This is a genomic window from Roseibium sp. (assembly GCF_965216085.1).
Taxonomy (GTDB): domain Bacteria; phylum Pseudomonadota; class Alphaproteobacteria; order Rhizobiales; family Stappiaceae; genus Roseibium.
Map to the genome: position 1 here is coordinate 938,136 of NZ_OZ244138.1, position 21,133 is coordinate 959,268.

The 21,133-nt window shown below is 54.6% G+C and carries 17 protein-coding genes; all 17 read left to right on the forward strand.

Annotated features, from left to right (window positions below):
- Nucleotides 1-5: 5 nt before the first annotated feature.
- The 17 genes from ACOOFE_RS04390 (at nucleotide 6) to ACOOFE_RS04470 (ending at nucleotide 21,130) form a co-directional block, all read left to right on the forward strand.
- Nucleotides 6-1,799, forward strand: a complete 1,794-nt coding sequence (locus ACOOFE_RS04390) for an FAD-dependent oxidoreductase (protein WP_420413826.1) — start codon at nucleotides 6-8, stop codon at nucleotides 1,797-1,799.
- The gene (locus ACOOFE_RS04395) at nucleotides 1,796-3,676 is read left to right on the forward strand and encodes a 2-oxoacid:acceptor oxidoreductase subunit alpha (protein ID WP_420413827.1); all 1,881 of its coding nucleotides are present in this window, start codon (nucleotides 1,796-1,798) and stop codon (nucleotides 3,674-3,676) included. The genes ACOOFE_RS04390 and ACOOFE_RS04395 overlap by 4 nt, the downstream gene beginning before the upstream one ends.
- On the forward strand, nucleotides 3,676-4,725 hold the full coding sequence (locus ACOOFE_RS04400) for a 2-oxoacid:ferredoxin oxidoreductase subunit beta (protein ID WP_420413828.1): 1,050 nt from the start codon (nucleotides 3,676-3,678) through the stop codon (nucleotides 4,723-4,725). The genes ACOOFE_RS04395 and ACOOFE_RS04400 overlap by 1 nt, the downstream gene beginning before the upstream one ends.
- Nucleotides 4,726-5,143: 418 nt before the next feature.
- The gene (locus ACOOFE_RS04405; RefSeq protein ID WP_420413829.1) at nucleotides 5,144-6,160 is read left to right on the forward strand and encodes a substrate-binding domain-containing protein; all 1,017 of its coding nucleotides are present in this window, start codon (nucleotides 5,144-5,146) and stop codon (nucleotides 6,158-6,160) included.
- Between the two features lie 107 nt (nucleotides 6,161-6,267).
- Nucleotides 6,268-7,800 (forward strand): sugar ABC transporter ATP-binding protein, encoded by a 1,533-nt coding sequence (locus ACOOFE_RS04410; RefSeq protein ID WP_420413830.1) that lies wholly within the window; start codon nucleotides 6,268-6,270, stop codon nucleotides 7,798-7,800.
- 79 nt (nucleotides 7,801-7,879) lie between these two features.
- Nucleotides 7,880-8,803, forward strand: coding sequence for an ABC transporter permease (locus tag ACOOFE_RS04415; RefSeq protein WP_420415543.1), 924 nt, complete (start codon nucleotides 7,880-7,882; stop codon nucleotides 8,801-8,803).
- A gap of 28 nt (nucleotides 8,804-8,831) precedes the next feature.
- A complete protein-coding gene (locus ACOOFE_RS04420) occupies nucleotides 8,832-9,812 on the forward strand; it encodes a sugar-binding transcriptional regulator (RefSeq protein ID WP_420413831.1) in 981 nt (326 codons plus the stop codon).
- Complete coding sequence (locus ACOOFE_RS04425) at nucleotides 9,802-10,797, forward strand: aldo/keto reductase (protein ID WP_420413832.1); 996 nt, start codon at nucleotides 9,802-9,804, stop codon at nucleotides 10,795-10,797. The genes ACOOFE_RS04420 and ACOOFE_RS04425 overlap by 11 nt, the downstream gene beginning before the upstream one ends.
- A gap of 74 nt (nucleotides 10,798-10,871) precedes the next feature.
- The gene (locus ACOOFE_RS04430) at nucleotides 10,872-12,617 is read left to right on the forward strand and encodes a glycerol-3-phosphate dehydrogenase/oxidase (RefSeq protein WP_420413833.1); all 1,746 of its coding nucleotides are present in this window, start codon (nucleotides 10,872-10,874) and stop codon (nucleotides 12,615-12,617) included.
- A complete protein-coding gene (locus ACOOFE_RS04435) occupies nucleotides 12,590-13,432 on the forward strand; it encodes a class I fructose-bisphosphate aldolase (RefSeq protein WP_420413834.1) in 843 nt (280 codons plus the stop codon). The genes ACOOFE_RS04430 and ACOOFE_RS04435 overlap by 28 nt, the downstream gene beginning before the upstream one ends.
- Nucleotides 13,425-14,933, forward strand: coding sequence for an FGGY-family carbohydrate kinase (locus tag ACOOFE_RS04440; protein WP_420413835.1), 1,509 nt, complete (start codon nucleotides 13,425-13,427; stop codon nucleotides 14,931-14,933). Before ACOOFE_RS04435 ends, ACOOFE_RS04440 begins: the two co-directional genes overlap by 8 nt.
- Nucleotides 14,934-14,949: 16 nt before the next feature.
- Nucleotides 14,950-15,960, forward strand: a complete 1,011-nt coding sequence (locus tag ACOOFE_RS04445; RefSeq protein WP_420413836.1) for a zinc-binding alcohol dehydrogenase family protein — start codon at nucleotides 14,950-14,952, stop codon at nucleotides 15,958-15,960.
- A gap of 433 nt (nucleotides 15,961-16,393) precedes the next feature.
- A complete protein-coding gene (locus tag ACOOFE_RS04450) occupies nucleotides 16,394-17,422 on the forward strand; it encodes a LacI family DNA-binding transcriptional regulator (RefSeq protein ID WP_420413837.1) in 1,029 nt (342 codons plus the stop codon).
- Nucleotides 17,423-17,623: 201 nt separating this feature from the next.
- Entirely contained in the window at nucleotides 17,624-18,946 is a 1,323-nt protein-coding gene (locus ACOOFE_RS04455) for an ABC transporter substrate-binding protein (protein ID WP_420413838.1), read from the forward strand.
- 116 nt (nucleotides 18,947-19,062) lie between these two features.
- Nucleotides 19,063-20,010 (forward strand): carbohydrate ABC transporter permease, encoded by a 948-nt coding sequence (locus ACOOFE_RS04460; protein WP_141185320.1) that lies wholly within the window; start codon nucleotides 19,063-19,065, stop codon nucleotides 20,008-20,010.
- Nucleotides 20,007-20,945 carry a carbohydrate ABC transporter permease gene (locus tag ACOOFE_RS04465; protein ID WP_420413839.1) on the forward strand — a complete coding sequence of 313 codons (939 nt, stop codon included), beginning with the start codon at nucleotides 20,007-20,009 and terminating at the stop codon, nucleotides 20,943-20,945. Before ACOOFE_RS04460 ends, ACOOFE_RS04465 begins: the two co-directional genes overlap by 4 nt.
- A complete protein-coding gene (locus ACOOFE_RS04470; RefSeq protein ID WP_420413840.1) occupies nucleotides 20,942-21,130 on the forward strand; it encodes a hypothetical protein in 189 nt (62 codons plus the stop codon). Before ACOOFE_RS04465 ends, ACOOFE_RS04470 begins: the two co-directional genes overlap by 4 nt.
- Nucleotides 21,131-21,133 lie beyond the last annotated feature (3 nt).

Below are 21,133 nucleotides of genomic sequence, written 5' to 3' on the forward strand. Positions count from 1 at the left end.
TGGACGTGCAAGCCACCGATACGACGAACCCGGAATACTTCCACAAAGTCGTCGACTGCCAATATGCCTGCCCGGCGCATACGCCCGTGCCAGCCTATATCCGCCTAATAGCCCAGCAAAAGTACACAGACGCCTATCTGATCAATTGGGAAAGCAATGTCTTTCCTGGTGTGCTGGGCCGTACCTGTGACCGGCCTTGTGAACCTGCATGCCGGCGCGGCCGCGTTGAAGAAGAGCCAGTTGCGATCTGCCGTTTGAAGCGGGTGGCGGCGGACTTCAAAGACGAAGTTGCCAGTATGCTTCCAAAAGCAGGTCCGCCCAATGGCAAAAAGATCGCGCTGATTGGCGGGGGACCTGCGTCGCTAACTGTGGCCCGCGATCTGGCACCGCTTGGCTACGAACTGCATCTCTACGATGAACAGGCCAAAGGCGGCGGCTTCATGCGCAGCCAGATCCCGTCATTCCGATTGCCGGAAAGCGTGCTCGACGAAGAGATCGGCTATGTTCTCGATATGGGCATCAAGACCGTTTTCAACACCTATGTTGACAGCATGGCGGAGATGCTGACCAAGGGATATGACGCGATCTTCGTTGGGTCCGGAGCGCCGCGTGGGCGTGATCTGCCCAAGCTGCCCGGCCGCAAAGAAGCTGATGCAAATATCCATATCGGGATCAACTGGCTGGCCAATGTCGCTTTTGAACACACCAAGCAAATTGGCAAGCGCGTCATTGTGCTCGGTGGCGGGAACACCGCCATGGACTGTTGCCGGACGTCGCGCCGGCTGGGCGGGGAAGACGTGAAGGTCATCGTCCGCAGCCCGTTTGCGGATATGAAAGCATCGCCTTGGGAGAAAGAAGACGCCGTTCACGAAGGTATTCCGATCATTGACAATCACGTTCCGCGTGAGTTTGTAATCGAAGATGGCAAGCTTGTCGGGATGACGTTCGACAAGGTTGAAGCGGTCTACAGTGATGATGGAAAACGCGAGCTGGTGCCGACTGGTGAGGAGCCGGAGTTTTTCCCTTGCGATGATGTGCTGATTGCGATTGGCCAGGAAAACGCATTCCCCTGGATCGAAAAGGAAACGGGCATCCGGTTCACCAGCTGGGGAACACCGATCATCAACGATGACGAGACGTTCCAATCCACCCGCAAGGAAGTGTTTTTTGGCGGGGATTCGGCCTTTGGTCCCTCGAACATCATCACGGCCGTTGCGCACGGTCATAAAGCGGCGGTGTCTATCGACCTTTACTGCCAAGGAAAGGATCTGTCCAAACGGCCGCCGCCGAATGTCACCTTGGTGGGTCAGAAGATGGGTATCCACGAATGGAGTTATGACTCCATTCCCATCACTGACGAACGTAAGACTGTCCCTCTAGAAGACTTGGCAAAATCCTTGAGCGACCGGATGGTTGAGGTCGAATTGGGCTTTGATCCTGAAACCGCCTTTATCGAGGCCGAGCGTTGCTTGAACTGTGATGCGCAGACGGTCTTTACGGATGTGAATTGCATCGAGTGCGATGCGTGCACGGATGTATGCCCGACAAGCTGCATAACCTTCACGCAAAACGCACCGGAAGGGGAACTACGGAACAAGCTTCTGGTTCCAGCCGAGAACACAGATCAGGACCTGTTTGTCTCAGGCACGCTGCCTACAGGGCGAGTGCTGGTCAAAGATGAGGATGTTTGCCTGCACTGCGGTTTGTGCGCGGAACGCTGCCCCACGGCGGCCTGGGACATGCAGATGTTCTTCTACAACATGGCAAAAGCGGCGCCCAACCTGGTGGACTTCAAATGAAACAGATCAAAGGCGTCAACGATTTTGTGGTGAAATTTGCTAATGTGAATGGCACCGGATCTGCCTCCGCCAACCATATGTTTGCAAAAGCGATTTTCCGGATGGGTATTCCGGTGAGCCCGCGCAACATCTTTCCGTCCAACATTCAAGGCTTGCCGACCTGGTACGAAGTCCGGGTCAGCTCCAAAGGATATCTCGGCCGGCGCGGCGGTGTAGACCTGATGCTCTGCGTGAACCCGCAAACGATGGAAGACGATGTCGCCAGCGTCGAGCCCGGTGGGTACTTCGTCTACGATTCCACCCGGCCATTGGCTCCGCATCTTAAGCGGGACGACATCAGCTATTTCGGTATTCCGCTGACGGCCATGTGCATGCGCGAATTCGAAGTTGCGCGGTTGCAGCAGCTCTTAAAGAACGTGGTCTATGTCGGCGCACTTGCGGCACTGCTGGATGTCGATTTTAAGATCTTAAAGGATCTGCTGCATGACCAGTTCAAGGGCAAGGAAAAGCTTGTCTCCCCGAACGTACATGCGCTTGAGATGGGCTATCAGTTTGCCCAGGAGAATTTCAACTGTCCGTTGCCGATCCGGCTGGAACGGGGTGTCAGTGATGCACCGCATATCCGTGAAAGCCAGCATATTTTGATGAACGGCAATACGGCGGCTGCCCTTGGTGCCATCTATGGCGGGGCCACCGTCGCGGCTTGGTATCCGATCACTCCGTCGACATCCGTGGTCGACGCCTTTGCCAAATACGCCGAACGCATGCGGATCGATGCCGGGACCGGCAAACGGAATTTTGCGATCCTGCAGGCGGAAGATGAACTGGCGGCCATGGGGATCGTCGTTGGCGCCAGCTGGAATGGCGCACGGGCCTTTACCGCAACCTCCGGCCCCGGCCTGTCCTTGATGAGCGAATTTCTGGGCCTGGCTTATTTTGCGGAAGTGCCGGTTGTGTTGATCGACGTTCAAAGATCTGGGCCATCGACCGGCATGCCGACGCGAAGCCAGCAATCGGACATTCTTGCTGCTGCCTATGCCAGCCATGGCGACACGAAACACATTCTTCTGTTCCCGGCGACGCCGCAGGAATGTTTCGAAATGACAGTTCAGGCCTTTGATCTGGCCGAGCAGCTGCAAACCCCGGTCATTGTCATGTCAGACCTTGATCTTGGCATGAACGACTGGATGTCGCCGCCGCTAGAATGGGACGACAGCTACGAGATGAAGCGCGGTAAAGTTCTGGATGCCGCTGCTTTGGACGAGGCGGAGGTCTGGGGCCGTTATCTTGATGTCGATGGCGATGGTATTTGTTACCGCACGCTGCCAGGGACGCATCCGGACAAGGGCGCCTTCTTCACCCGGGGTTCGTCAAAGAATGACATGGCGGTCTATTCCGAAAAAGGCGAAGACTATGTCAAGAACGTGGATAGGCTGGTCCGCAAGTTCGAGACTGCCAAAACCTATGTTCCTGCGCCCAAGGTTCACGATCCAATTCCGGTGAAGAAACCGAAGACCAAAAAGAAACTTGGTGCACTGTTCTTCGGTACTTCGGCGTCACCGTCCTATGAAGCGGTCGAAATTCTTGCGAGTGAAGGCTACCCAATTGATGTGATGCGCATCCGGGCCTTCCCGTTTCACAAAGACCTCGATGCGTTCGTGCATGAGCACGACATCGTTTTTGTGATCGAACAAAACCGCGATGGACAAATGCGCCAGCTGATCATGAACGAGTGCCATATCGCACCAGACAAATTGACATCGGTTCTCAACTACTCCGGGACACCGATTACGGCCCGTACGATTGCCGGCCAAATCCGAAAAGCGCTGAATGTCGCCAGCGCCGACGTTGTCAAGCTGCATCCGGAGACCGTTTGATGTCTTATTACAAGCCGAAATTCCAACACCCGAAACTGCCTAAAAATGAGCTGGGCTATACGGTTGCCGATTATGATGGAGCGGTCTCAACGCTTTGCGCGGGATGTGGACATGACAGTATTTCCGCTGCCGTCCGGAACGCCTGTTATCTCTCGGCCATTCCCCCGCACCGCATCGCGAAACTGTCCGGTATTGGCTGTTCGTCGAAGATGCCCACCTATTTTTTGGGGCGCAGTCACGGATTTAATTCCGTGCATGGACGCATGCCGTCTGTTGCCACGGGGGCGAGCGTTGCCAATCGCGACCTGATCTATCTTGGTGTTTCAGGGGATGGTGATACGGCGTCCATCGGGATGGGCCAATTCGTTCACCTGATCCGGCGCAATGTGAACATGACCTATATCGTGGCCAACAACGGCTGTTACGGATTGACTAAGGGGCAGACCAGTGCCACCTCCGATCTAGGATCAATCGGCAAATACGGCGGCGAAAACCCATTTGAAGGAATTGACCTGGCCAGTCTCGCAGTGTTGCAGGGTGCCAGTTTTGTGGGGCGCAGTTTTTCCGGTGACAAGGAGCAGCTGGAGCCGTTGATCCGCGCAGCAATGGCCCATAGAGGCTTTGCTTTTATTGACGTGGTGTCGCCATGTGTGACCTTTGCCAACAATGTCGGGTCGACAAAAAGTTATGCAGCCACCCGTGAGAACCTGGATGCGATGCCGGTCGATTTTGTGCCCATGCGCGAGGAGATCCGAACCCAATACAAGGAAGGATCAAGTCAGACAGTGACACTGCATGACGGGTCGAACATCCAATTGCACAAGGCCAGCAGCAAATACAAAGCCGACAGCCGGGACGACGCGCTGATGGCGCTTCAGGAAGCCAATCGCAATGGGAAAGTCCTGACCGGGCTATTCTACCTCGACCCGAACGCGCAGGACCTCAATCACACTCTGGCACTTGCCGACAAACCGTTGAACAGTTTGAGCACGGATGAGCTTTGCCCCGGTAGCCGCGTTCTCAATAGTATCAATGAAGGGCTCCGGTAACCGGCAATCCGCCGGAAACAGGCCGCTACTTTATCGCCGAAATTTGAGAAGGGGGAGGAAACTGCCCCTTTCTTTTTGCCGACTTGAAAGAGCAGAAAGTCCGTAGGTCCTTTTCGAACTGCGCTTATGGTTTGACCGACAATTGTAAATACTGACCGATATCCGTTCGAATTCCCCTAATACTACAAATGGGTAGATTTCTCTGATCGCCTTTAGGTCAAGCGCGAGATTGCGCTTGTTCCTGAAATAAATTTCATAAAAAGAAATAAATACCAATTCCTGTTGACCATCGTTTGATGTGCCCCTTATCAATCCCTTGTCCGGGATAAAAACCGGTTCATGAAATTTCTTGCAAAGCTGCTTTGGGTTTGAAAAGCTGTTCTGCAAGATGAGGAGGAGTTGCTCTAGGGAGGAAACTATGGGCGCTTTGAAATTGAAGGCTGTGCTGGTGTCCGCAGCGTTGTCGACGGCCGTACTGTCTGCAACACCAGCGACGGCAAACGGGCTGAAATGCGAACCGGGTGAAACCTACATTATGAATGTCATGGTGTCGGGCCATCCATACTGGGTGCCTGTCTATCAGGGGTTCAAACAGGCGGCTGAAGCCTTTGGCTGCGAGACTGTCTTTTCAGGTACACCGGACTACGACATCACCAAGCAGATTGCATCCTTTGAACAGGATATGGTGAAACAGCCGGCCGGAATTCTGGTTCATCCAATGCAATCTGATCCGTTCATCGAGCCGATCAACCGGGCGATCGACAGTGGAACGCAAATAGTCACATTTGCGGCTGACTCTCCGAAATCCAACCGCACGGCCTACATTACGTCCGACAATCTTGCTGAAGCCAAGTTCGCTGCCGAGGAAATCGTCAAGCAGATCGGCGACAGTGCGGAATACGCTGTATTGGAAAACCCGGGCCAGTCCAATCACGATCTTCGGGTGACTGCGCTGATTTCCTATATGGAAGACAACTACCCGAACATGAAATTGGTCGGCCGTCAGGCGACGAACCAGGACAGCAACGCGGCTTACCGTGCGACCGGTTCGATCCTTCAGGCGAACCCGAACCTCGGTGCTTTGTGGATCCCTGAAGCTGGGTCTGCGGAAGGGGCTGTGGCTGCGGTTCTGGAAGCGGAAGCCAAAGTCCTGATCATGCATGCTGATGTGACACCGACCACGTTGGAACACATCAAGGCCGGTAACATCCATATGGCCTTGAACCCGAACCAGGGCATGCAGGGTTTCATGGGCTTTATGGCAACATTCCTAGCCTCGCACTCTGATGTGTTCGATCCCTTCAACGACTACAAGGTCTCCGGCTACAATCCGGTTCAGATCCCCTATGTCGATAATGGGTTCGCTGTCATTACCAAGGACAATGCCGACAGTTTTGACCTGAACACATACATGGAAGGCCGCGATCCGAGCTGATCCTGGTCCGGGGCTTAGTGCCCCCAAACTCCTGGGTTGTCTGTCGACGTGAAACGGATAGACAACCCACTTTCCAAAAAACCTTCGTTTAGCAGAGTGTTTCAGTCATGCGCGATGACGTGATCCTGAAAATCTCAAACTTAAGCAAATCGTTCGGACCGATCCGTGCACTCAAAGGTGTCGACTTCCAACTCCGCAAGGGGGAGATCCACGCGATTGCCGGTGAAAACGGTGCCGGGAAATCCACGCTGATGAATGTGATTGACGGCATCCTGCAACCCGATGATGGCGACATCTTCCTTGATGGCATGCGTGTGAAAATCGGATCGCCTACCGTGGCGCAGAAGCTGGGCATTGGTTTCGTTCATCAAGAGATCGCGCTCTGTCCGGATGTCTCGGTTGCTGAAAACATTTTCATGGCAACCACCAATGTCAGCCGTTCGTTCCTGATGGATTATGCTGCGCTTGAAAAGAAAGCTGCTACCGTTCTTGGTCAGCTGAGCGACATCAACCCAGCAACCCTTGTGCGCAACCTGTCGATCTCCCATCAGCAGCTGGTTGAGATCGCAAAAGCGCTGACACTGGACTGCCGGATCCTGATCCTGGATGAGCCGACCGCCGCACTGACGGAAAAAGAAGCTCAGATCCTGTTTAAGATCATGCGGCGGCTTGCAGACCAGGGCATTTCCATCATCTACATTTCGCATCGCATGGTCGAAATCTTCGACAACTGCGACCGGGTTTCCGTCTATCGGGACGGCAATTACATCACCACGCAGAATGTTGCCGATATCCAGCCGAGTGACGTGGTCAATGCAATGGTCGGCCGGGTTATTGATGACCTTTATCCGAAAAAACAGACGGATACCGAAAAGACCGGCGAGATCATCCTCGATGTTCGGCACCTAAATGAACGGACGCGGTTCCAGGATGTGTCCTTTCAACTTGAAAAGGGCGAAATCCTCGGTGTTGCCGGCCTGATCGGCGCCGGGCGCAGCGAGATCGTCAAGGGCATCTGTAAGCTGGAGGGGGAGGTCACGGGTGAAGTCGTCCTCAACGGCAAGACACTCGACCTGACCTGCTATCGCGACAGCATATCTGAAGGAATTGTCTATCTTTCCGAAGACCGGAAAGGTGATGGCGTCTTTCTGGATATGTCGATCGCCTCCAACATTTCCGCGCTTAAGCCGGAACAGGTGGCGAGTGGATTTGTATTGATCCAGAAACACAAAGAAGAAGAACAGGCCCAGGACCTGGGTGATCGGCTCAATTTGAAATGCGGAACGCTGTCTGATCCCGTTTCTTCGCTATCTGGCGGCAACCAGCAAAAGGTTGCGATTGCCAAAATGCTGTCGGTCAACCCGAAGCTCATTTTCCTGGATGAGCCGACCCGCGGTGTCGATGTCGGGGCCAAGGCTGAGATCCACCGTATCTTGCGCAATCTGGCGCGCAGCGGTGTCGGCATCGTGGTGATCTCGTCAGAGCTGCCCGAACTGATCGGCGTATGCGACCGGGTTCTGGTTGTCCGGGAAGGACGGATCAGCGGTGAGGTTACCGGCGATCAAATGACAGAAGAAAACATCATGCACCTCGCATCGGTCGGCGATGCCGAGGCAACGATACACAAAGGGTGGGAATAAAATGGAAGACGCAGTCTCCCTGACCGACACACCGGATACTAAGAAGGCGGAAGCCTCGTTCATCCGCCGTATTCTGCGCATGCGCGAAACCGGCCTGATCGCGATCATCCTGTTGTTGTTTATCGTGATGTCCTTTGCCTCACCCTACTTCCTGACTTGGGTGAACATGCGGGCGATGGTCATGGCATTCGCCGTGGAAGGCATAGTCGTCGTCGGCATGACCATTCTGTTGATCTCTGGCGGGATCGATTTGTCAGTGGGGTCTGTCACGGCGCTGGCCATGGTGATTGCGGGCTGGCTGTTCTTGAACGGCGTTGACCCTTGGGTGGCCTCGGCGATCTCAATTGCGGCCTGTACTGCAATCGGCGCATTCATGGGCTTTTTCACCACGCGGATTGGGCTGCATCACTTTATTGTCTCCCTAGGTGTGATGGTGATCGCCCGGGGGGCCTGTCTGTTGGGAACGGGCGGCCGTCCGCTGGGCCTTTACACCTTGCCGCCGGAGTTCAAATTCATCGGCCAAGGTTCGATTGGTCCAATCCCGGTTGTCATCATTCTGTTCATCGGCGTTGTTGTGGCCTTCGATTTCATGCTGCGCCGGACCACCATGTTCCGGAAGGTGTTTTATACCGGCAGCAACGAGAAGGCCGCTGCCTACTCCGGGATCCGCACCAAGAAAGTGGTGTTCCTGACAACGACTTTGTGTTCGGCGCTGTGCGGCTTTGCCGGGATCATCTACATGGCGCGTTTTGGATCAGCCCAGCCGACTTTCGGCATCGGCATGGAACTGAACGTCATTGCGGCAGCTGTCATTGGCGGCGCTAGCCTCTCGGGCGGATCGGGCACGATTTTTGGTGCGATCCTGGGCGCTGTCCTTCTCTCGGTGGTCTCCAGTTCACTCGCGCTTCTGGATGTCTCGGTCTACTGGCAGGACATCATTCGCGGATCGATCCTGCTCGCAGCGGTATCCATCGACCATTACCTTGTCAAAAAACGCGCCTGATACGGCCTTGAAGAAAAAGGGTTTCCTGATGGCAGACAAGAAAAACGACATAGAACTGATGCGTCAGATGCACACTGTTTTGGTGTTGCATTTCCTGGAAGGCAGGAAACAATCTGAAATTGCTGAAACGCTCAACTTGTCGACATCCAAGGTCAACCGGCTGATCACGCAAGGCCGGAAGATGGGCATGGTGAAGATCGATATCGAAAATCCGTTCCAGCGGCTAACCGATCTTGAAGCGCTTCTTGAAGAGCAAGTTCCTTTGACGCGGGCGCTTGTGACGTCAGCGGTTCCCGGCAGCCCGGACACGACCCTGAAACAGGTTGGGCTCGCTGCGGCCAATCATCTCATCGAAACCATTCGGGACGGGGATGTGATCGCAATTTCGGGCGGCAAGGCGGTGAGCGCCGTTGTCCAGAACATTGAAACCGACCGCAAGTTTGACGTTACTGTCGTTCCGCTAACGGGCGGGGTCCAGGGAAAGTTCTACACGGACGTCAATCATCTGGCGACGCAATTGGCTGACCGGCTTGGCGGCGAGGCCATCCTTGTTCATGCACCCCTCTTCGCCGAGAGCCGGGAACAGCGGGACATGCTGATGGATGTCGCGTCGATCAAACAGGCTTTCGAAACGGCCCGGCAGGCGAACGTCGCGCTAGTTGGAGTTGGCTCAATCCAGACACCTGGCTCCAGTTATTACGATCTGCATCCTATGCCGGAAAGTGATCGAAAGATGCTGGTGGGGACCGGGATCACGGCCGAATTCCTCGCGCATCTGATGCGTCCGGACGGAACCGTTGCCGACTACGCTTTGAACTCACGGCTTGTTGCATTGAAGCCGGAGGAATTGCGGCAATGCAAACGGGTGATCGGGGTGGCATCAGGCGCTGAGAAGGTGATGCCGATCCGGGCAATCCTGAACGGCCATCACATGGATTCACTTATTTTGGACGAAGACACTGCCAGCGAAGTTCTGGCGGCAACGGAAGGTGCTCAAAATGTTGCATGACATGCTGACACGCAAAATTGGCCACTCGGGTATTGAGGCTTCGGCAGTTGGCCTGGGGACATGGGCCATCGGTGGCTGGATGTGGGGTGGCACAGACGAAAGCCGCTCGGTAGATGCCATCCGCGCTTCGATCGACGAAGGGGTGAGCTTGATCGACACTGCGCCCGCCTATGGTCAGGGACTGGCAGAAGAAATCGTCGGTAAGGCTTTGGTGGGACGCCGCGACAAGGTGGTTCTGGCGACGAAATGCGGCTTGGTCTGGCATACCCAGAAAGGCAATCATTTCTTCGACTATGACGGCAAGCCGGTTCACCGGTATCTCGGAAAAGACGCCATCGTCTATGAAGTCGAACAAAGCTTAATGCGGCTTGGGACCGATTACATTGACCACTACATCACGCATTGGCAAGATCCGACCACCCCGGTTGATGAGACGATGGAAGCCCTTGAGTTGCTCAAGGCTCAGGGAAAAATCCGCTCCATCGGGGCCAGCAACACATCGGTCGATAATCTGAATGCCTATATCCAGGCCGGTCAGCTTGATGCCGTTCAAGAAGAATACAGCATGGTGAAGAGGGATATTGAAACGACCCACGTTCCTACTTGCCTGGAGAACGACGTTTCGGTCTTGAGTTACTCTTCGTTGGCGCTTGGGCTTTTGACCGGAAAAATCGGCCCGGAACGCACTTTCAGTGGGGACGATCAGCGGAAAGACAATCCGCGTTTTTCAATTGAGAATCGTCAGAAGGTGGCTCTCTTGATGGAAACCATCTCGCCGATTGCTGGGGCGCATGGGGCCAGCAAGGCTCAAGTCGTGATTGCCTGGACCCTGCAGCAACCCGGAATCACTTTTTCACTATGCGGAGCACGCGATCCCGGCCAGGCAGTAGAAAACGCCAAAGCCGGTAAGCTTCGTTTGTCTCAATCAGATCTGGATGCCATCAGCGCCGCAGCGCAAACGCATTTGACCCAACTCGCCGCCTGATTCAACCACACCAGGTGCACAACAAAATCTAGCAGTAAGGAACGCCGGAACTCTTTTCGGCGAACGGGAGATCTATGTCCGATCAACGGCAAGAAAACTGGGGCAGCCTGCGCAGCGACAGCGCGTTCGATGTCATAGTGGTCGGTGGCGGCATCAATGGTATCGGCGTTTACAGAGAACTGGCGCTCCAGGGACTGCGCGTTATTCTCGTTGAGCGGAATGATTTTTGTTCCGGCTGCAGCGCTGCCCCCTCGCGTATGATCCATGGTGGATTGCGGTATCTTGAAAACGGCGAGTTTGACTTGGTCCGGGAGTCTCTGCGCGAACGGGATGCTTTGCTCAAAAATGCACCGCATTTGGTTCACCCGCTTCCGACGGTCATTCCTATCAAATCAATGTTTTCAGGGCTGTTGAATTCTGCAGCAAGTTTTTTTGGTTTATCCGGTCAACCGTCAAGCCGCGGCGCCTTACCGATCAAACTTGGCCTGATGCTTTATGATTGGGTGACACGCTCGCGCCGCTTGCTGCCCAAACATACATTTCAGGGCAAAAAAGCAACGCGTGCCCGATGGCCGAAGTTGATGCCGGATCTGAGATTTTCGGCGGTCTATCACGATGCCTGGATCAGCCATCCGGAACGTCTTGGTATTGAGTTGATTTCTGATGTGCAGAAACAGGCGCCGAACTGTGTGGCCTTAAACTATGCAGAGGTTGGCGCTCGGCAGAGCGGTGGATTTGATGTCAAAAACCTCCGGACCGGTGAAACAGCGAACGTATCGGCACGTCTCGTCGTCAACGCAACCGGGGCCTGGCTGGATGAAACGATCAGACAGATCAGCGGCGAGACGGACCGGGAGCGGCTGGTGTCAGGTACCAAGGGCTCTCATCTCATTCTCGACAATGATGACCTGGCAGACGCTCTCGACGGCCACATGGTCTACTTTGAAAATGCCGACGGCCGGGTCTGTATCGTGTTTCCTTATCTCGGGAAGGTGCTGGCCGGCTCCACCGATATCCGGGTGAAATCCGCAGCCAGGGTTCGCTGTGAAGATGATGAACGAGATTACATCTTAGAATCCTTGCGGCTTGTCTTTCCGGACCTTGATGTCCGGGCAGACCAAATTGTCTTCAGCTATGCGGGCATCCGCCCGCTTCCTAAAAGCGATCATGATTATACGGGCCGGATTTCCCGGGGGCATTTTACCAAACGTCTTGTAGGGCCGGTTCCTCAATTGTGCATGGTTGGGGGCAAGTGGACGACATTCCGGGCCTTTGCCGAGCAGGCCACGGACGAAGTTTTGGCGGAACTTGGACGTCCAAGGCAGACAAACACGCTTGGTCTTCCAATTGGCGGCGGACAGACTTTTCCGAAGGATACCAATCGGTTTGAGACAAACCTGATAAATGAATTTGCTGTCCGGTTCGACCAGGCACGGCATCTGGTTCGGACTTACGGTGCGGCGGCGGTCAAACTTCAGAAATTCTGCTTTTCTCAGGGAAATGACCAGCCGATCGCCGGATGTGCCCTGACAGAGAATGAAGTGATTTACCTGATCCGAAATGAGTTTGTCGAAACCGTCTCTGATCTTGTTCTGCGCCGCACATCCCTGGCAATCGACGGCAGCGTTTCTCTGGACATCATCGATCAGCTGACAGACCTGCTACGTCAGGAGCGAAACCTTTCCTCACAGGAAGCCGAACGGCAACGTTCGGACCTCATTGAAGAACTTGGCGATTATCACGGCGTTTCCGAAAAAACGCTGGAATCCCGCAATCAAAATTGGAGTGAAGAATGCGAGTTAGCACGAAAGCCCGCATGAACCGGATGTTCACGCATGGCGGTTGCCTGGATGTGGCGATTGATCATGGGGTGTGCAACGAACCGAGTTTCATGGTTGGTCTGGAAGATATGGCCGGAGTTGTCGATACTTTGGTCGATGCGAAACCCGATGCCATTCAGATGGCATATGGTCAGGCCGACCTTCTGCAAAGCCGCCCGGAAAAAGACAAGCCGGCCTTGGTCATGCGGATCGATATGGGCAACCCTTACAACGACCAGCGCCACCGGGTGATGTGGTCGATGTTGCAAAACTCGGACGAGCCGATCATCGGTGCGATTGAAATGGACGCGGCCTGTGTTGTGGTGAACTTGTTCATGCTGCCGGATGAACCCGAACTGTTCCGTCAGTGTGTCGACAACATTTCCCGCGTGCGGGCTGCCTGTCACAAATACGGCATGCCGCTGATGATCGAGCCCTTGGTCATGCTGCCGAATGAGGTGCGTGGTGGATATCAGGTTGACGGTAATGCGGAAAAGATTGTCACACTGGTCCGATTGGCAAATGAAATGGGAGCAGACATTATTAAGGCGGATCCCACCGAAAACCCTGAAGATTTTCATCGTGTGATCGAAGCTGCCCGGGTGCCCGTACTGGTGCGGGGAGGCGGCAAAGAGGATCTGAGAACGGTCCTCAACAAGTCGGCCGCACTGATGCAACAGGGGGCCAAGGGCATGGTCTACGGCCGGAACATCTATCAGCACGACAATCCGCGGGCGGTAGTTTCGGCTCTTATGGCCATGATCCATCATGGTGCAGATGGTGACGAAGCCTGGGATATCTACAGCCGTGGTTGATGAGAACACATATGTGCTGGGCCTTGATGCGGGAAACACCGTTATCAAGGCTGTGCTCTTCGACCTTCATGGCCGGCAAATTGCCATGCACGCTCTGGACGGACAGTCCAGCACTCCGCAGCCGGGGCATGTGGAACGTGATCTGAACGAACTTTGGGACAATGCGCAGCAAGCCATTAAGGGCTGCATTGAAAACGCAAACATCAAACCATCTCAGATCGCCGCGATTGGCTGTGCGGGGCACGGCAATGGCCTTTATCTGCTGGATCGGCAAGACGAGCCACTTGTCGGGATTCAGTCTTTAGATACGAGAGCTGCGGGCCATGCTGAAGAGCTGAGGACGGCCAATGGCGCAGCGCTCCATGCCCTATGTCTTCAAGAACCCTGGCCATCCCAAACACCCGTGCTGCTTGCCTGGATCAAAGCCAACCGTCCGGATCTTTATCAAAAGGCCGGAACGTTGCTTTTATGCAAGGATTTCATGACGTTCAAGCTGACCGGCGAGCGTGTGAGCGATATCTCGGACATGTCCGGCTGCGGTCTGACACGGATGCCGGAATGCGTCTACGACGAGGACTTGCTATCCCTCTATGGCCTTTCAGATGCGCGTCAGTTGTTGCCCCGCCTTATCCGGCCAACGGATGTTGCCGGGCGGATTTCAGAAGTCGCGGCTGAATTGACAGGACTTGTGGCCGGCACGCCCGTGATCGGTGGTTACTTCGATGTCGTTGCAAGTGCTATCGGCTCCGGCGTGGTCAATCCCGGTGAGGCATCGATCATTGCAGGGACTTGGAGCATCAATCAGGTGTTTTCCGATGCGCCGGTTGTCGACCGGTCGATGTTCATGGCTTCCGGTTTTGCGCCGGGCCGGTTTGTGAACATTGAAGCAAGCGCAACGTCGGCAGCCAATTTGGAATGGTATGTGCGCGAGTTCATCGAACGCGGCGAACATCACGATGACCCCTTCGGCTATTGCAACGACCGCATAGCCGAAACTACACCGGCGGCTGATGATCCGTATTTTCATCCATTTCTTTATGGATCAGGGCAAGGAGCGGACTACAGGGCCGGGTTTTACGGACTTGCTGGATGGCATAGCGAAGGGCATTTGCTCAGGGCGTTGTTTGAAGGGGTCCTGTTTGAACACCGGCGGCACATAGAGGTGCTTCAGTCTACCGGTGTTCAGTTTGACACGGCGACTTTATCTGGGGGCGGTGCACGCAGCCCGGTGTGGCCGCAGATGTTTGCAGACTGCCTTGGAGTTCCGATCGCGGTTGCTGATGCGCGTGAAACCGGGGCACTGGGTGCCGCGATCGGTGCCGGTGTCGGAAGCGGGCTGTTTGCGTCTTATGAAGAAGCGGTTTCAGCAATGACTGATATCCGCAGAACCTACCAGCCGGACTCGGCCATGAAGGCGTTTTACGACCGGCGTTACCAAACTTACCTGAACCTGACGGAGGCCATGAAGGCCTTTTGGAGCACTTGGGCTTCTTCCAACTGATCAAGGCGTTTGAGACATGAAAGCTGTTGGTTTTTTCAACTCCCTGCCAATTGAACATCCGGAGAGTTTGCTGGATGTCGACCTCCCGGATCCAGTTCCAGGCGAAAACGATTTGCTTGTCGAAATCGAAGCGATATCGATCAATCCGGCCGATGCAAAACGCAGGATCCGAACGGCCGTGGATGCGCCTCACGAAACGGCATTTGTGCTTGGATACGACGCTGTCGGAAGGGTCCGCGCCTGCGGGAGCGGTACGGCCGGTTTTAAAGACGGCGACCGCGTCTGGTATGCAGGCGACGCGTCGCGGCCTGGATCTTATGCTGAGCTACAATGTGTAGACCATCGGATCGCGGCACATGCACCAAAGGGAATATCAGCGGAAGCCGCAGCATCCTTGCCTCTTGTTTCCTTGACCGCCTGGGAAATGATATTTTCCCGTTTGCAAGTGCCGTCGGACGAACAGCCTTTTTCCCTTTTGATCATTGGCGGGGCAGGTGGGGTCGGGTCAATTACAACGCAACTTGCCCGCAAACTCACCAGTGCGACGGTGATTGCCACGGCCTCCCGTCCGGAAACGGCTGATTGGTGCCGGCAAATGGGGGCGCATGAGATCGTGGATCATCGTGACCTGATTGCAAGCGCGCGCGGGGCCAGTTTTGAATACGTGGACTACATTGCTCAATACGCAGACACGTCACAGCATTGGGACGCGATGTGTGAGCTGATCGCTCCCCAGGGGCGTATTGGGACGATCGTTGAAACACCTGACAAACTCGACATTTCTGCTCTTCAAGGCAAGTCCGCAGCCTTGATGTGGGAGCTCATGTTTACCCGCTCACTCTATGGCACGCCTGACATGAGCCGGCAGGGCCTGATCCTCACGCGGATGGCGCGTCTGGTGGAAGATGGTGTCATTTCCACCTTGGAAACACGTGTTTTGAACGGGTTGTCGGCGGCCACATTAAGTGAGGCGCACAGGATCATCGAAAAGGGCGCGATGATTGGAAAGCTGGTGGTCAAATACTGACTTTGAAACGGCAAAGGGCCGCGCAATATCGGGGCCAAAATCGACATCTGACATGAACCTTCTGAACGAGGTTGATAAGGACACGACCCTAGCTCCCGGAGCAGATGGCGAGCCAGATAGTAGCGCCGACATTTATTTGCAATACCCATTGCAGATGTAAGAATAATGTAGACGTAGCGTTTTTCATGTTCTGCGCATTAGAGGCTGATTGTTCCACAATACGTATTAGTCAATTTGTGGTTTCGAATAGCTTGCCAGCTCCTTTTTGATCCCTTTCCTGACCACTGACTTCGATGAGGCCAAAGTGTGGATCGGAAAGCCTCTTGATAATTGTTTGATATTTAAGGAAAAATAATGAGGGCTTCGAATCGTTGATCATTTTGATTTACGCATGTCAGAATGCTGCCCGTTTTTGCCGGTTCAAGGGGATCGAATGGTACGGCCAACAGTACATGATATTGCACGCGAAGCCGGCGTGAGTTTGTCGACTGTCGATCGGGTTTTAAATGGCCGGACCGATGTCCGCCCCAAGAACGCAGAGCGGGTAAAAGCTGCCGTTCAAAAACTTGGTTATGTGCGTGATACCAACGCTGCCAATCTGGCTAAGCAAAAGAGATACCGGTTCTTGTTTATCCTGCCGGAAGGGCCGAACCATTTCATTGAAACGATCGATGCAGCGGTAGATGGCCTTATCGGATCACCGCTTGCGGACCGGACGGACATTCAAAAGCTCTTCGTCAATGTCGGCGATCCGCATGCCGTTGCAGCACGGCTGAGTTTCTTGAAGCCGGAAGAACTGGACGGAGTGGCCCTGATGGTGCCGGAAACTCCGCAAGTGCGTGATGCGATCACGCACCTTAAGGAGGCGGGCGCCCGGGTTGTTGCTTTGGTGTCGGACCTCCCCAATTCTCAGTGTGATCACTTCGTTGGTATAGATAACTTCTCGGCTGGCCGCACTGCTGGAGCCTTGCTTGGGCGCTTCCTTCGAAATGAAACCGGCAAGATCCTGGTGGTGACCAATTCAATGACGTCTCGGGACAGCATTGAGCGGCGGTTTGGCTTGGACGAAGTTTTGATGCGCGATTTCCCGCAGATTCATGCGCTTCCAACAATAGAGTTCTATGACGATCCTCAAAGGATCCAGCAAACCCTCAAGGCTGCCTTTACATCTTATCAGGACATCGTCGGGGTCTATTCGATGGGATCTGGCAACGCTGTCATGCTTGAGGCGTTGCGCGGCTGTGTCGATGACAACCGCCTGGTCATTGTTGCGCATGATCTGACCGCGGTCACCCGCCAGGCGCTGCTTGACGGTGAAGTTGACGCTGTTATCACGCAAAATGTTGGCCATCTTGTGCGCAGCGCCCTTCGGGTATTGCGGGCAAAGTGCGACGGTGCCGAAATTCTGGAAGCCCAAGAGCAAATCCGCGTTGAAATCACAATGCGTGAAAACCTCTATTAAAATCATTGCCTTAATCTGAACTGTCCTGCGTTTTTCGGTGTTGGAGAGGCGGTGTATCTGCTCGTTTTGACTCAAAAAGAAAGACGTATGTCAGTTTTGTTCTTGACTTGACAGACGTATGTCAAATAGCTTCGTGACGCACTTGGAGGAGTGCCTCTGCCCGGCGAGCGCCGATGCACTGTCTTTTTGGGAGGATGATCCATGAAATCTGCAAAACTTCTCGCTGCGTCTGCCCTTGTTGCGGCAAGCAGCTCTTTTGTTGCGCCGGCACAGGCCGCCGATTTGACGCTTTGCTGGGCGTCCTGGGATCCGGCAAATGCGCTGATTGAATTGTCAAAAGATTTTGAGAAAAAATCCGGCCACAACATGAGCTTCGAGTTTGTGCCCTGGCCGAATTTCGCCGATCGGATGCTCAATGAGCTCAACTCCGGCGGCAAACTGTGTGACTTGATGATCGGTGACAGCCAGTGGATTGGTCTGGGTGCCGAAGCGGGCCACTATGTGAAGTTGAATGACTTCTTTAATGCCGAAGGCATTTCAATGGACGACTTCATTCCGGCAACGGTGACCGGTTATGCCGAATGGCCAAAGGGGACGCCGAACTATTGGGCGCTTCCGGCGTTTGGAGACGTGGTCGGCTGGACCTACCGGAAGGACTGGTTCGAGCGGCCGGAACTCAAGGCCGAGTTCAGCGCCAAATATGAGCGGGAGCTGACTGTTCCCAAAACGCTGGAAGAACTTAAGGACATCGCCGAGTTTTTTCAGGGGCGCGAAATTGACGGCAACAAGGTTTATGGCGCCGCGATCTACACCGAGCGCGGTTCTGAAGGGATCACCATGGGCGTTACGAATGCCCTCTATAATTATGGGTTCAAATACGGAAATCCGGAAAACCCATATGAACTCGCGGGGTTTGTGAACTCACCAGAAGCGGCGTCCGGGCTGGAGTTCTACAAGACCCTCTATGACTGCTGTACCGCACCGGGATCGTCTGACTGGTACATGTCTGAAAACATTGATGCCTACAAATCCGGTCAGGTTGCGCTGCAAATGAACTTTGCCTTCATTTGGCCGGGCGTCCATGCCGATCCGAATGTTGGCGGAGACAGGTCCGGCTATTTCCCAAATCCTGCAGGACCGGGCGGGCATTTTGCACAGCTTGGCGGGCAGGGTATTTCGGTTGTGTCGTACTCCGAAGATCAAGAGGCCGCGCTGGAGTATATCAAGTGGTTTGCGCAACCTGAGATCCAAAAACAATGGTGGGAACTGGGTGGATACTCTGCGCTGCGGGCTGTGGTAGAAGATCCCTCGTTTGCGACCAGCCAACCCTATGCTCAGACATTCCTCGATTCCATGGCAATCGTGAAAGATTTCTGGGCGGAGCCGGCCTATGCGTCCCTGCTGCTCGCCATGCAGGACCGGGTCCACAACTATGTAGTTGCCGGTCAAGGCACCGCCCAGGAAGCGCTCGACGGCTTGGTCAAAGATTGGGTCGAAGTCTTCGAAGACGAAGGCAAGCTCTAAGCGCATAAGTCGCAGCCGCTCAGGTTCCAGAGCGGCTTTGCATAAAGGTGCGCGGGGCTGATTGCCTAACCTGAAGTCCCGCGCCTCCATCACAAGAATTCTTGGAAAGGCGTCTCATGACTGAGACAACGATGGACCGCGTTGCCAAGGCAACGCCTCCAACACTCGCGCGCCAAGTAAGAGGGATCTCTGACCGCACGATCGCCTGGCTCTTTGTTGCTCCCACCATTTTCCTTTTGCTGGCGGTGAACATCTTTCCGCTCATTTGGACCATCCGGCTGAGCTTCACGAACTTCCGGGCGAACCGGCCGAATGCTGATGTCAAATGGGTGGGGCTGCGCAACTACGAGCGCATCCTGACTGACAGCGATGTCTGGATGACCATGCAGGCCACCGCGCACTTCCTGTTTTGGACGCTGTTCTTTCAGGTTTTGATCGGTTTTGCCTTGGCCTGGCTGATCAATCGGAAATTCAAGGGAAATGATCTTTGGACGACAATCATCGTATTGCCGATGATGCTGTCGCCAGCTGTTGTTGGCAATTTCTGGACCTTGCTCTATCAGCCGCAGATTGGTCTCTTCAATAACATTGTGGCGTTCTTTACAGGTGCGGACCCAACCACCTTTTCCATGATCGGCGACGTCAATCTGGCGCCCTGGGCGCTCGTGATCGTCGACACCTGGATGTGGACGCCGTTCGTGATGTTGATCTGCCTTGCTGGCCTTAGATCGATCCCAGACACCATTTATGAAGCGGCAGAATGTGATCGCGCGTCCCCGTGGCGGCAGTTCTGGACGATCACGGTCCCGATGGCGCTTCCGTTCCTCATGCTGGCAGTTCTGTTCCGCGGCATTGAGAACTTCAAGATGTTCGATTTGGTGGTTCAGCTCACCGGAGGGGGGCCCGGCAACACCACAACGCTCACGTCAATCGACCTGAAGCGGGAAGCCTTCGAAAAATGGCGGACAGGGTATTCTTCCGCCTATGCCGTGATCCTCTTTGTCACTGTATTTGGCCTGGCCTCGATCTACGTGAAAGCCCTCAACAAGGTGAAAGAAAGATGAGCAGCTATTCTGTCACGGAGCCGTCCAACCGGCAGAAATGGATCGCGGGATCACTCGTTATCGGCTATGCCCTGGTCACCATGCTGCCGTTGTTGTGGATCGTTGCAACAGGCTTCAAGTCCTCTGCCGATGCGATCGCCTATCCACCGAAAGTGGTTTTTGAGCCGTCTCTGGAAGGCTACGTCAATCTCTTCACAACCCAGACCCGTCAGACCCAGGAGTTTCTGGACGCCAACCCCCCGACCAATTGGGTCGAAGAAATCGTCCATGGCAAAGGCATGGTGATTGCCGGGCCGTCTCGTTATGGCGAACGGTTTGCGAACTCGGTCATCATCGGTTTTGGCTCGACGTTCCTTTCGGTCTTCCTTGGCACACTTGCTGCCTATGCTTTTTCGCGCTTCCGGGTGCCGCTCAAGGATGACCTTCTGTTTTTCATCCTCTCCACACGAATGATGCCGCCAATAGCTGTCGCAATTCCGATTTTTCTGATGTTCCGGTCACTTGGATTGAGCGACACGCATGCGGGAATGATCCTGCTTTATACGGCTGTGAATCTGTCTCTCTCCGTTTGGTTGCTGAAGGGGTTCATCGACGAAATACCGCGCGAATATGAAGAGGCAGCGCTCATCGATGGGTACACCAGGTTTCAGGCCTTCTACAAAGTGGTTCTGCCACAGGCGGCAACGGGCATCGCATCAACCGCCATTTTCTGCCTGATCTTTGCCTGGAACGAATATGCCTTTGCGGTGTTGCTGACATCAGGCACGGCACAGACGGCCCCGCCCTTCATTCCAACCATCATTGGTGTCGGTGGACAGGATTGGCCGGCAGTGGCTGCCGGGGCAACAATCTTCCTGCTGCCGGTCATGGTGTTCACCATCCTTCTGCGCAAACACCTTCTGCGCGGCATCACATTTGGAGCAGTTCGCAAATGACCGAGTTCATTAGAGATTTGCAGCGGCTGCGCCGTGGCCCGTGGGAGCTGATCGCCTCACTTCTCATCGCAATCGGAGTTGTCATGCTGATGCAGCCGCATGTGATGTGGGCCTTCACCTACTCCTTCATCGTAACGCTGGTGGGCACCGTCATGTTCATCGTCGTCAGCCATTTTCCGGAGTGACCG